We start from the raw sequence: 11,443 nt of genomic DNA, 5'->3' as shown, positions 1-11,443 counted from the left end.
GGTTCAGTGCTGTGTCTTTGAGGGCTGGGTCTTGGCGGCGTGGGTCTGATTGCGCGGGTCGCCCGGATCATTTCCGGGACCAAGGGCGCGGTATCCGGCAGGAACGGGCGGGTTCATCGGAATGGCCAGCGAGGCGTCGATTGCATCCTTGTTTGCCAGATCGGGGAACTGGTTCAGGATCGGGCCGACACGCGAGATGATCTTCTTGACCGTAGGTGCGGCGTTCCAGGCAGCCGTGGTCCAGCCATGCGTTGCGGCTGTGCCCTGCGGACTGTCGAGCATCACATAGACGGCGTAATGTGGATTGTTCATCGGGAACACGCTGGTGAAGGCCGAGACGTTCACGTGTTTCAGATACCCGCCATGTGCGCCGATCTTTTCTGCTGTTCCTGTCTTGCCGCCGACATAATAGCCCGGGACTTCGGCAGACTTGCCGCTCCCCAGTGTGACGTCCAGACGCAGCAGTTTGCGCAGGAGCGCTGAGGTCTGCTCGGACAGGACGCGCGTGCCTACGGGTGTTTCGGCTCCGATCTCGTCACTGTCCGTACCCGGCCGATAGGCTACGGGGCGGAGCTGAGCCGCGTCGGCATCCGGTGTTGGCTTGCTGTCGTCCTCAGTATCGCGTGCTACGAGGGTTGGCTTGAGCAGGATACCGCCGTTCACGGTTGCCGCTGTACCGCGCACGATGGCCAGCGGCGGTTCAGCCACACCATGACCGAACCCGACCGTCATGACCGTGGAAATGCCCCAGTTGCGCGAGGCGGGAACGAGCGGGCGTCCGGCTTCGGGGAGCTCGACCGGAACACGGTTGAAGAAGCCCATGTTCCGCAGCCAGTCCTGCTGGCGGGTTGCGCCGACATCGAGCGCGATATGCGCCGCTGCCGGGTTGGACGAATAGGCCAGCACGCCGGGCAGGGAGAGCCAAGGCGCGAAGTGGTCCGTTTTCATGTCACGGATGGTGAAGCGGCCGACCTTGATGGGAATGGTCGAGAAACGGTCCCACAGATGGACGACCCCAAGCTGCAGACCCATTGCGGCCGTCTGCAGCTTGAATGTCGAGCCGGGCTCATACATACCGGTGACGGCCCGGTTGAAGCGGGCGTCGTTGGGGGCATGGCCGAAATCGTTGGCATCGTAATCGGGCAGACTGACCATGGCCAGGATTTCGCCCGTGCGGACGTCCATGACGATCGCGCTGGCGCCGATGGCCGAGAACTCATCTTTGGCAGCCTGAAGTTCGTCATGCGCGACGGTCTGCACGCGCACGTCCAGCGACAGGCGCAGCGGGGATTTGTCCGAATTCAGGCGCTTGTCGAAATACCGCTCCACGCCCGCAATGCCATGATCGTCGATATCGACACTGCCCATGATCTGCGCGGCCGTCCGGCCCAGCGGGTAGTGACGGCGTTCGCCTGCTTCGAAATAGATGCCCGGAATGCCAAGATTATTGATGGCGATTTCCTGAACGGGCGAAATGTCACGGGCCAGATAGACGAACTGTTTTTTCAGCGACAGGCGGCGGATCGTCTCGTCACGGTCGAGCTGCGGCAGAACTTTCCGGAGTTTATCCGCAGCATCGGCCGGGTCGATCATTTCCATCGGATTGGCATAGACCTGCGCGACGGGGAGCGAGAGGGCGAGGGCCTGACCTGTACGGTCGGTAATGGTGGCGCGTTTGACGGTTGGCAGAACGAAATCGCCAGCCATTTCTCCTCGCGGATCACTCTTTGGGATTTCCGGGACCTGGGGCGCAATCTGGCGCTTTTCAGGTTCCATCGGCATCAGGACAGTCGCCACGGTCGCCTTGAGCGCCACGGCGCCATAGATCGCAAGAAAGCCCATTCCGACGCCGAGCAGGCGCCCGTGCATCTGGTCAAGGTTCAGTCGGCGCAGTCCCCGTGGCTGCGCGGTCTTGCGGGAACGCCCTGACGGCACATTCGGGCGCTCGGGGCGCTGCGAACCGGAGGAAGGTGGCACGTCCTGAGGCATCGTGCGGGGGTGCGTCCTGTTGAAGGGCTCGCCCTAAGCTATCCGAGAATGCTGAACGAGCGGTTAACGATAAAAGAGCTCTCAGTTAGCCAACGGCACAGGAGCGGGCAATGCGTCATTCGCATTTCCCAGAGCGGAAAGTTGTGCGTGATGCGGGTGCGGACGCTCTTCAGCCAGACGGGTCGGCGCTGCGGCGTGACTCACGCGCACGGTCTGCGGGTGCCAGGCTGCGACCATCAGCGGGGCAGGATGGCTCTCACGATAGCTTACGAGATGAACGCTGGGCGCGCTGTCCGCATGGCTGCGGGCAGAGGCCGTAATGGTGCGTGGCGCTGCTGAGGCCAGCTGCGTATCGGCATTATGCGCATGGGAAACATGCGACTGGACCGGCACAGGCTTTGATGCTGGAGTGGGGTGCGTTGCCACGGCGACGACCATCGGGTGCGGTGCGGATGTGGGCTGGGCGGGTGTATGGGTGACAGTCTGCGGCGCAGGCAACGGCAGATGGGCCGCTTCAGCAGCGCGATTGACAACCTCGTGCAGTCCTTCACGCGGATCGGCGGGCTGCGCCTTCGAACCGGGCGCTGGCAGACGGGCTTCAAGCGAGGCCATGCGGATGAACTGGTCCGGCTCCATCGGGTGCAGGGCAGGCACGAAGCGGGCTGCCAGGGTGTTCAGACGGTCCGGCTGGTTCAGCAGGGCCCATTCCGTCCGGAGCATGGCGGTCTGGCCTCGCACGCGCTGGGTTTCCTGAACGATCTTCGTGATCTCCTGGTCCAGAACCGTGGTCTCGTGCTTCTTGGTATAGAGAAACAGGCCAGATCCTGCGGCGAGGACAGCGCAGGCGACGGTGAAGGGCCGGATCATGAGGGCATTCCTGAGACGGGCATCTTGGAGACGGGATTACGGACCAGTGCGCGCAGACGGGCGCTGCGGGCGCGCGGATTTTCCCGGGATTCCTCATCCGTGGCGGAGAGGGGGCGGGAATGAAGAAGGGAAAAGGCCGGCGCTTCCTGACGGAGCGGGGCCGGTTCGTAACGGGACGGGTTTCCCGTCCTGCCTGCGAGCACTGCCATGGCGCGTTTGGCCAGACGGTCCTCGAGGGAATGGAAGGTCACGACCACAAAGATGCCACCCGGGGCCAGCAGGCGCGGTGCGGCTTCGAGAGCGCGTTCGAGTTCGCCAAGCTCATCATTCACCGCGATGCGCAGCCCTTGGAAGCTGCGGGTGGCGGGGTCGATATTGGCGCGATCGCGGGGGACGCAGCAGCGGATGATGTGTGCCAGCTGGCCGGTCGTGGTGATGGGGGCTTCGGCGCGTGCGGCAACGATGGCGCGGGCAATACGGCGGGAGAGCTTTTCTTCGCCGTAGCGGTACAGGATGTCCGCGAGCTCTGCTTCCTTGCAGGTATTCACCAGATCCGCAGCGGAAGGACCATCGGAGCCCATCCGCATGTCCAGCGGACCGTCATTGCGGAAGGAAAAGCCGCGCTCGGCCTGATCAATCTGGAAGGACGAAACGCCCAGATCCAGCACGATGCCGTCGAACGGTCCTTCTGCTCCGACCAGAGCTTCCATGTCGCCGAACGTCCCCTGATGCATCCGCAGGCGCCCGTTGGCCTGAATGGCCATGGCGTTTCCGCGCTCAATGGCGGCGGGGTCGCGGTCGATCGCATCCAGCGTGCAGTTGGCTGAATTCAGGATGGCGCGGGCATAGCCGCCGCCACCAAATGTTCCGTCCAGATAACGTCCACCAGCATGGGGAGAGAGCGCTTCAAGAACCTCGTGCAGCATGACCGGGACGTGGCCGGAATGGACCAGGGTGATCGCGTTCATTCTGCTGCTCCCGCAGGGTTGCTGGCGGGACGGCGGCTGGTGGCAAGCGTCTTTGCGCGGCTGCGTGCGGCCTGACGACGTTCTGCGGCAGCGGTCGGGTTCCAGATCTGGAATGTCCGGCCAAGCCCCATGAAAGCGACATCGTCGGTCAGAACCGCATGGGTGCGCAGGGTTTCGGGAAGGATGATGCGGCCTTCCTTGTCGCTGTCCAGCGGATAGGCATCCGCATAGAGACTGGCGGCCAGATCTTCATGATCTTCCGAAAACGGATCGTATTCGTCGAGCGGTGTGGCGAGGGCGGCAAATGCGCCGGCCGTCCAGCCCTCGATGCAGGGATGGAGATGGGACGGGCGCAGGATGACCAGTGGATCTCCCGGCTGGGCCTGTGATTTCAGGGCGGCGCGGAAAGATGCAGGAATGGAAACACGTCCCTTGGCATCGAAACGGTTCTGATGCGTGCCGAGGAACATGCTCATGGATGATGTGCCTCCTTCCTGCGCTCAGAACCGGTAATGCGGCTTCTGGTTATTTGGCTTGGTCTTAACTGGGATATCATGGGATTTCATGGGACGTCAAACAGATATCGTCAGAAAACCGCAGAAAACTGCGACATTTTCAAAGCTGGAAATGTGACGGAAATTTTTGCGGTTTGTTAGGGTTTATCAGGGATAATCGCTCTGGCGGAACTATACCTGCCGTTATTTGTTCTGTTTTTGTTCTTCTTTGGTGAGGGGAACAATTACTGGAAGAACAGATTTTTCCAGAGGGTGCCAGACGGCCTGTAAGCCGGGTTCTGTCCGCCCGAAAGCGGGACGATCATTCCTCTGGGACCTGCATTGCTGCAGGCCTCACGCAACCAACCCGAACGACGGGGCGAGAAACCCCCGGTCTCCTTGCGGAGACTTGCCGTTCCTATTCGGTCTTGCTCCCGGTAGGGTTTACCATGACCATCGCCGTTGCCGGAGATGCGGTGCGCTCTTGCCGCACCGTTTCGCCCTTACCCGCAACATGTTCCCCGGCGAACGAACGCGTGGGGCACAGTCCGGCGGGCGGTCTGTTTTCTGTGGCACTGTCCCTGGGGTCGCCCCCGCCGGCAATTAACCGGTACCGTCTTCCCATGGAGCCCGGACTTTCCTCCCTGTATGCGATCCTCATCGCACACACAGCGATCGTCCAGCCGTCTGGCGGCGCAGACACTGCTCCGGGACGCCTGCGGGGTCAAGGGCAGACTTTTCAGTAAAATCACGGCATAATGACGAAATGCGTCCAACCCTGACCCTGCGGATTTTCCTTTTCTGGCTTGCCCGGCAGGCCCGCAAGAGGGGTGTTACGCCGCGGCGTGTTGCTTTGGACGGGATCCCGCCGATCCCGGCCGTACCCCCATCCGTGGACGCTCTGCGGCAGATCCGGCGAGTCACAGGTCGCCCGAGTTTTCCGGTCTGGCTGTCATCGCTGCGGATCCGCAGTTGGCGTGACGTCCGGGTTCCGGGGGGCGGAAGGTCCGAGAACGGCGCGCCTGTACCGGCCGCGTGGAAAGGTCCGGGGCGTCGTGCTCTTTCTGCACGGTGGTGGATTCGTGCATTGCGATCTCGTGTCCCATCACGGGATCTGCTGCCGTCTTGCTGCGGCATCGGGGGCGGTGGTGGTTTCGCTAGATTATCGCCTTGCGCCTGAACACCGTTTCCCGGCCGGTCTGAAGGATGCCAAATCGGCACTGGACTGGATTTTTAGGACTGTTCCGGCTGACATGCCTGTTGCGGTCGCCGGGGACAGTGCGGGCGGTAATCTTTCCGCTGCGCTGACGCAATGGGTGCATTCGCAGGGGATGCGCGCGCTCAGCGCCCAGCTTCTTTATTATCCGGCGCTGAGCGGTCCGTTCGCGCCACCGTCGCGTGAGACATACGCGGAGGGCTACATGCTGAGCACGGAGCTTCTGTACTGGTATTGTAGCCAGACCCTCAGTTCGCCCGAGCAGCTTTTTGATCCGGCGTTCTCGCCTCTGCTGGCGGAGAGCCTGAAGGATCTTCCGCCTGCCATGATCGTGACGGCGGGATTTGATCCGCTTCGCGGCGAAGGGGAGCTTTATGCGCGACGCCTCGATGAAGCTGGAGTGTCCGTCAGGCTAAAAAACTTTCCGCGGATGATCCACGGCTTCCTGAATGGTTATGCGCTGTTCCGGGACGGCCGTCGGGCGCTCAGGGAAGGGGGGCTGTTTCTGCGCGAGGCGTTCGCGCAGAAAGAAGGCGAAGCCCGCTAGCAGGCCGCGCCTTCCGGGAGTGTCTTAAAGGGGCAGATCGTGGAAGGCGCCGGGCGTTCCCGCGTCTGTCTGTACCGTGCGCTCGGAGCGGTTGATCTTCAGGCTGAACAGCTTGTCGGCCGAAGGTGTCGTGCCGGGGCAGCCATTTCCGTGGCGACCCAGAACATCCATCGTGGGCGTGTTATCGGCCGCGTTCCCGTTCACCACGAAAACCAGGCAGTGACGGGGCAGGTCCGTCAGGTTGTCTTTCACCACGGCCAGGCGGAGATGCTCCACCAGAGCCGTGTTGTCGAACCAGCTCAGTTTGCTGAACGTGATCTTGTCGTACGACATGTCCAGCAATCCGGTCCGGACCGCGATGAACATCAGCAGGAAAGCCGGAATGACGACCAGCATTCGCCGCAGCAGAAGTTGTTTGAAACTGCGGGGCTGCCGGCGCGGACCCCGACCCGGATTGCGGCCGAGACGGGGCGTTGCGCTCTTATCATCACTCAAATGGTGTTACTCCGCGGCTTCGTGCCAGGTGTCGCCATGTCCGGCGAGCAGGCGGGTTGCCTGTTCCGGTCCGTAAGAGCCTGCACTGTAGGTCTGCATGGGGACCTTGTCATGCTTCCAGGCATCGAGGATGGGTTCGGCCCAGCGCCATGCGGCTTCGACCTCGTCACGGCGGATGAACAGCACCGGATCACCACGTACGGCATCGAGCAGGAGCCGCTCGTAGGAATCCGGGAAGGGCATGCCGCCTTCCATGCGGATTTTGGCGTCGAGATCTGCTGTGTGGAGGTTGTACACATCCAGTGCAGGGTTCTTGACGTTCAGCCGCAGTTCCACGCCCTCATTGGGCTGTACGCGCAGGACCAGCCTGTTGCTGGCGGGTGTAGCACCGAACATCGTGGTTGCGGCCGGGCGGAACGTGATGACGATCTCGCTGACCTTCCGGCCTGAACGCTTGGCCGTACGGATATAGAACGGCACGCCCTTCCAGCGCGGTGTATCGACCCAGGCACGGATTGCGGCATAGGTCTCTGTCGCGCTCGGCTTGCCCAGTTCTTCCAGATAGCCCGGAACGTTTTCGCCATCGACGACGCCAGCGGTGTACTGCGCACGCACGGTCTCGGTGGCAGCAGTCGCATCGGTGATGGGGCGCAGGGCATTCAGGACAGCCAGCTTGGCATTGCGGACGGCGTCGGCCTCAAGGGAGTCCGGTGCTTCCATCGCCACGAGGCACAGGACCTGAAGCAGATGGTTCTGGATCATGTCACGCAGGGCGCCGGACGTGTCGTAATAGGCGGCGCGGCCTTCGACACCTACGGTTTCTGCAGCCGTGATCTGCACGCTCTCGATATGCTCTGCGGACCAGGCTGCATTCATCAGCGGATTGGCAAAGCGCAGGGCGAGAACGTTCTGGACCGTCTCTTTCCCGAGATAGTGGTCAATCCGGTAGATCTGCTTTTCCGGAAAATACTGGCCGACGCCGTCATTGATGGCGGTCGCGGTGGCCATGTCGGTGCCGATCGGCTTTTCGAGCACAACCCGGGATGTGGGGGTGATCAGTCCGTAGCGGTGCAGGTTTTCGCTGATGCCACCATAGAGCTGCGGTGCGGTCGCGAAATAATAGACCCGCACGCGGTCAGGCTGCGTCTTGGCGAGCAGGGCCTTCAGGTTTTCCCACTGGGGACCCTCGCGGCTGCTGTCCAGCGTCACGTAATCGAGGCGGGCGAGGAAACGCTCGACCAGCCCCGGGCTCAGGATGTCTGAGGGAAGGAAACGCTCAAGGGCATCTCGGGCCCGCGCAACATAGGCCTCCCGGTCCAGCTCAGTACGGGCGGCTCCGATGATGCACGCATCATCTGGAATCTGGTCCATCCGGAGACGGTTGTAGAGCGCGGGCAGCAGCTTGCGCATCGTGAGATCGCCAGTGGCGCCGAAGATGACATAGTCGAAAGGCTCGACCTGCTGGAAATGTTCCATGGAAGACTCTCTGACCTCTCGAACCCGCAGACCGGGGAAAAAAGGGTTAGGGTTCAGGCCCTTTCAGGCACCGTCTAGTTCCCCGTCAGAGACCTTCCTGTCAAGGGATTGGCCTTGCACGACCTCGGGAGAAAAGCTTCGTCATGTTCACGCGTTCATGAAATGTGCGCATAATTCCGTTGACCGTCCGGCCCTCAGCACGATAAGCCGCGCGGCGGATGCTGTGTTCGTGCAGCGTCGGAAAATACAGCCCAGACTTACGTCTCAGGAAGGAAACCGGACATGGATGCAGAAAGCAAAAGCGAAGGCGCCGCAACGGGCGGGATCGCTGCGGACCGTCTGCGCTCCATCATCGAGCGTGTCGAGCGCCTGGAAGAAGAGCGCAAGGCTCTGGCCGGCGATATCAAGGATATTTTTTCGGAAGCCAAGTCCGCCGGCTTTGACGTGAAGGTGATCAAGCAGATCATCCGTCTGCGCAAGCAGGAGCCGGCCGAAGTTGAAGAGCAGGAAACGCTGCTTGATATCTATCGTCGTGCCCTTGGTATGTAATTGCGGTCTCCGGGACCCTGAACGCGCCACTTTCAGACTGGACCAAGCCTCCTCATGATGTCTGATTTTTCATGGCTGCCGGGCTGGGCTTTCGGGTGCCTGGCCGTTGTAGCCGCCCTGTTTGCGCTGGCGCTTCTGTGCATGCCCTTTGCCGTTTTCGGCACCAAACCCCGGTTGCAGGAACTGGAGTTCCAGATCGCGGAACTGCGGGCAGAGCTTCGGGCGCTGAATATGCGTCTGGCGGTTTCCACGCGCCCGGAAAGTGTCACTGTCGATCCGGGAGAACGAGGCGTGACCGCGTCTGTTGCCCGGATGGATCCCATGTCGGAAACGCGCGTGGTTCAGCCGCTGACCGCGCGGCCGGATGAAGATTATCTGATGCCGGCGCAAAGCCTGCGTCCCGATCTGCCATCTTACGAAGACGGGCCGGGACAGGACGATCCTGACACATTGCCGCGCCGGGGCCGTGTATCGGCGTCAGTCGAGCGGAACGGGGGCTCCAACGCTTCCGAGCGCATCTGGTCTCGTGCTCCTTGGGAGCAGGGAGGATCAGAGGCCGGACGCCAGCCTCTGGGTCATGGTACGGAGCGGCGGTCTTCGGGTAGGGCGATGGATGACGGGGATGCTTACCGGTTCCGCTCGGAGCCCAAGCTGCGCTGGCCTCCGAGAGGGTAACGGAGATATTTAGGGATGATCGAGCGCGAGATCATCCCGGTGGATCAGGGCGTCCCGTCCGCGATATCCCAGAAGCTGCTCCATTTCTTCAGAACGATGGCCGATCAGCTTCTGGCTTTCTTCAGAATCATAGGCAATCAGACCGCGTCCAACGATGGCTCCAGCAGGGTCACGGATGACGACAAGGTCGCCGCGTCCAAACGTGCCTTCAAGCGCTGTTACGCCTGCTGGCAGCAGTGAGGCTCCATCCTGAAGGGCGCGGTTGGCTCCGGCGTCAATCGTGAGGCTGCCTCTGGGCTGGAGGCTTCCACCGATCCAGCGTTTGCGGGCTGAGCCAGCATCGGTCTGGGCGAGAAACCATGTGCATGGACCGCCATTCTGCAGCCTGCGCAGCGGATGATGTTCCTGTCCGGCAGCGATGACCATGTTTGCACCAGCACGTGTTGCAATTCGCGCGGCCAGAAGTTTCGTGCGCATTCCGCCGGATGAATAGCCCGGTGGCGGTTCGCCGCCCATGGCCATGATCTCATCCGTCATCTGTTCGACAACGGGGATATGCCGGGCCGATGGATCCTGTCGTGGGTCTGCTGTGTAAAGTCCGTCAATATCGGATAGCAGCACGAGACAGTCGGCAGCCGTCATCTGGGCGACACGTGCACCAAGACGGTCATTGTCGCCGAAGCGGATTTCGCCGGTCGCGATGGCATCGTTTTCGTTGATGACGGGAACGCAGCCCAGGTCAAGCAGGGTCTGAAGCGTGGCGCGCGCGTTGAGGTGACGCTCGCGGTTTTCCGTATCGTCCGGGGTCAGCAGAAGCTGGGCCGCGACCAGATCATGGTCGGCGAGGGCCGCGCTCCAGCCCTGTGCCAGTCCGATCTGGCCGACACTGGCCATGGCCTGTTTTTCGTCCAGCCGCAGGCGGCGGGATGTCAGGCCGAGGCGGTGTCGCGCCAGGGAAATCGCGCCAGAGGACACGACAATGACTTCCGCGCCTTGGGCGCGCAGGTCAGCAATATCCGCGCAAACGCTCTGCAGCCATTCAAGACGAAGGCTTGCATTCGCGGAGTCGACCAGAAGTGCACTTCCGATCTTGATGACGATCCGGCGGGCCTGCGCTAGACGAGGAGCAGAAGCCGGAGCGGTCATCCCTGCCGGTCCTTTTTGGCAGCGGTCACGCGATCCTGAAGCAGCCGGAGCAGTTCGGGCAGACCTTCCTGCGTGGCACCGGACAGCATCATCACTTCCGCGCCAGAAGCCTTTGCCAATGCACGTTTCTTGGCGGAGCGTTGGGTAGGCGTCAGGGAATCGCACTTGTTCAGAACGATGATTTCCGGCTTGGCGGCAAGCACAGGATCATAGGCTTCCAGTTCCTTACGGATCAGGCGCCAGTGCTTGACCACCTGGCTTTCGGTGCCGTCGATCAGATGTAGTAGTGTTGCGCAACGCTCCACATGCCCGAGGAAGCGGTCCCCAAGCCCGGCACCTTCGCTGGCGCCTTCGATCAGGCCGGGAATATCGGCGATCACGAACTCTTCCGTATTATTCAGCCGAACGACGCCGAGCTGCGGATGAAGCGTCGTGAACGGATAATCGGCAATCTTGGGGCGGGCCCGGGAAGCGACGGACAGAAGAGTGGACTTGCCTGCATTGGGCAGACCAACGAGGCCGATATCGGCGATCAGCTTCAGACGCAGCCACACCCAGCGCTCTTCGCCTGGCCAACCCTTGTCGGCCCGGCGTGGCGCACGGTTGGTGCTGCTCTTGAAATGGGTATTGCCAAGGCCGCCATCGCCGCCGCGGCACAGCAGGACTTCCTTGCCCTCGGCATCGAGATCGGCAAGCAGGGTCTCGCGGTCCTCATCAAAGATCTGCGTACCGACCGGCACATTGATGGTGACATTGGCCGCAGCCGCACCGGTCCGGTTGGAACCTGCGCCATTGCCGCCCTTGCGGGCCTTGAAATGCTGCGTGTAGCGGAAATCGATCAGCGTGTTCAGGCCGGGAACCGCGCGGAAAATGATATCGCCACCACGGCCGCCATCACCGCCATCCGGACCACCGAACTCGATGTATTTCTCGCGCCGGAATGCGATCACGCCGTCCCCACCGTCACCGGAACGTACATAGATCTTGGCCTGGTCGAGAAACTTCATCGTATTGTCCGCAA

At 61.9% G+C, this 11,443-nt stretch carries 11 protein-coding genes and 1 other RNA gene; 3 read left to right on the top strand and 9 right to left on the bottom strand.

Features of this window, described 5'->3' with window-relative positions; translation table 11 throughout:
• Positions 1–3: 3 nt before the first annotated feature.
• From GRO01_RS06945 to rnpB, 5 genes are all read right to left on the bottom strand, one after another.
• On the bottom strand, positions 4–1,989 hold the full coding sequence (locus GRO01_RS06945; RefSeq protein ID WP_062510059.1) for a peptidoglycan D,D-transpeptidase FtsI family protein: 1,986 nt from the start codon (positions 1,987–1,989) through the stop codon (positions 4–6).
• A gap of 81 nt (positions 1,990–2,070) precedes the next feature.
• Positions 2,071–2,856 carry a cell division protein FtsL gene (gene ftsL / locus GRO01_RS06940; protein ID WP_062510061.1) on the bottom strand — a complete coding sequence of 262 codons (786 nt, stop codon included), beginning with the start codon at positions 2,854–2,856 and terminating at the stop codon, positions 2,071–2,073.
• Positions 2,853–3,824 (bottom strand): 16S rRNA (cytosine(1402)-N(4))-methyltransferase RsmH, encoded by a 972-nt coding sequence (gene rsmH, locus GRO01_RS06935; protein ID WP_062510063.1) that lies wholly within the window; start codon positions 3,822–3,824, stop codon positions 2,853–2,855. Before rsmH ends, ftsL begins: the two co-directional genes overlap by 4 nt.
• Complete coding sequence (gene mraZ / locus GRO01_RS06930; RefSeq protein WP_062510065.1) at positions 3,821–4,300, bottom strand: division/cell wall cluster transcriptional repressor MraZ; 480 nt, start codon at positions 4,298–4,300, stop codon at positions 3,821–3,823. The genes rsmH and mraZ overlap by 4 nt, the downstream gene beginning before the upstream one ends.
• Positions 4,301–4,590: 290 nt before the next feature.
• Positions 4,591–5,009: RNase P RNA component class A (rnpB, locus tag GRO01_RS06925), an RNA gene on the bottom strand.
• A gap of 286 nt (positions 5,010–5,295) precedes the next feature.
• On the opposite strand from rnpB, the gene GRO01_RS06920 reads away from it, so the two are divergent.
• The gene (locus tag GRO01_RS06920; RefSeq protein WP_231490346.1) at positions 5,296–6,081 is read left to right on the top strand and encodes an alpha/beta hydrolase; all 786 of its coding nucleotides are present in this window, start codon (positions 5,296–5,298) and stop codon (positions 6,079–6,081) included.
• A 24-nt stretch (positions 6,082–6,105) separates the two neighbouring features.
• Here GRO01_RS06920 and GRO01_RS06915 read toward each other — a convergent pair whose 3' ends face one another.
• Positions 6,106–6,576, bottom strand: coding sequence for a hypothetical protein (locus tag GRO01_RS06915; protein WP_174787413.1), 471 nt, complete (start codon positions 6,574–6,576; stop codon positions 6,106–6,108).
• A 6-nt stretch (positions 6,577–6,582) separates the two neighbouring features.
• Complete coding sequence (gene zwf / locus GRO01_RS06910; protein ID WP_062510067.1) at positions 6,583–8,052, bottom strand: glucose-6-phosphate dehydrogenase; 1,470 nt, start codon at positions 8,050–8,052, stop codon at positions 6,583–6,585.
• Positions 8,053–8,334: 282 nt separating this feature from the next.
• Between zwf and GRO01_RS06905 the strand changes: the two genes are divergently transcribed.
• Together GRO01_RS06905 and GRO01_RS06900 are read left to right on the top strand one after the other, a co-directional pair.
• Complete coding sequence (locus tag GRO01_RS06905) at positions 8,335–8,601, top strand: DUF2312 domain-containing protein (protein WP_062510070.1); 267 nt, start codon at positions 8,335–8,337, stop codon at positions 8,599–8,601.
• A 54-nt stretch (positions 8,602–8,655) separates the two neighbouring features.
• The gene (locus GRO01_RS06900; RefSeq protein WP_062510072.1) at positions 8,656–9,276 is read left to right on the top strand and encodes a hypothetical protein; all 621 of its coding nucleotides are present in this window, start codon (positions 8,656–8,658) and stop codon (positions 9,274–9,276) included.
• A gap of 9 nt (positions 9,277–9,285) precedes the next feature.
• Here GRO01_RS06900 and proB read toward each other — a convergent pair whose 3' ends face one another.
• Positions 9,286–10,422, bottom strand: coding sequence for a glutamate 5-kinase (gene proB / locus GRO01_RS06895; protein ID WP_062510074.1), 1,137 nt, complete (start codon positions 10,420–10,422; stop codon positions 9,286–9,288).
• Complete coding sequence (gene obgE / locus GRO01_RS06890) at positions 10,419–11,429, bottom strand: GTPase ObgE (protein WP_062510076.1); 1,011 nt, start codon at positions 11,427–11,429, stop codon at positions 10,419–10,421. Before obgE ends, proB begins: the two co-directional genes overlap by 4 nt.
• Positions 11,430–11,443: the final 14 nt, after the last annotated feature.

The organism is Gluconobacter roseus NBRC 3990 (assembly GCF_006538885.1).
GTDB lineage: Bacteria > Pseudomonadota > Alphaproteobacteria > Acetobacterales > Acetobacteraceae > Gluconobacter > Gluconobacter roseus.
Note: the sequence above shows the minus strand (reverse complement) of the source record. Positions and strands in the feature narration are given on the sequence as shown.

Excerpts from the sequence above, each read along its gene's own strand:
- GRO01_RS06945 (WP_062510059.1), bottom strand. The coding sequence starts at position 1,989 with ATGCCTCAGGACGTGCCACCTTCCTCCGGTTCGCAGCGCCCCGAGCGC.
- ftsL (WP_062510061.1), bottom strand. The coding sequence starts at position 2,856 with ATGATCCGGCCCTTCACCGTCGCCTGCGCTGTCCTCGCCGCAGGATCT.
- rsmH (WP_062510063.1), bottom strand. The coding sequence starts at position 3,824 with ATGAACGCGATCACCCTGGTCCATTCCGGCCACGTCCCGGTCATGCTG.
- mraZ (WP_062510065.1), bottom strand. The coding sequence starts at position 4,300 with ATGAGCATGTTCCTCGGCACGCATCAGAACCGTTTCGATGCCAAGGGA.
- zwf (WP_062510067.1), bottom strand. The coding sequence starts at position 8,052 with ATGGAACATTTCCAGCAGGTCGAGCCTTTCGACTATGTCATCTTCGGC.
- GRO01_RS06905 (WP_062510070.1), top strand. The coding sequence starts at position 8,335 with ATGGATGCAGAAAGCAAAAGCGAAGGCGCCGCAACGGGCGGGATCGCT.
- GRO01_RS06900 (WP_062510072.1), top strand. The coding sequence starts at position 8,656 with ATGATGTCTGATTTTTCATGGCTGCCGGGCTGGGCTTTCGGGTGCCTG.
- proB (WP_062510074.1), bottom strand. The coding sequence starts at position 10,422 with ATGACCGCTCCGGCTTCTGCTCCTCGTCTAGCGCAGGCCCGCCGGATC.
- obgE (WP_062510076.1), bottom strand. The coding sequence starts at position 11,429 with ATGAAGTTTCTCGACCAGGCCAAGATCTATGTACGTTCCGGTGACGGT.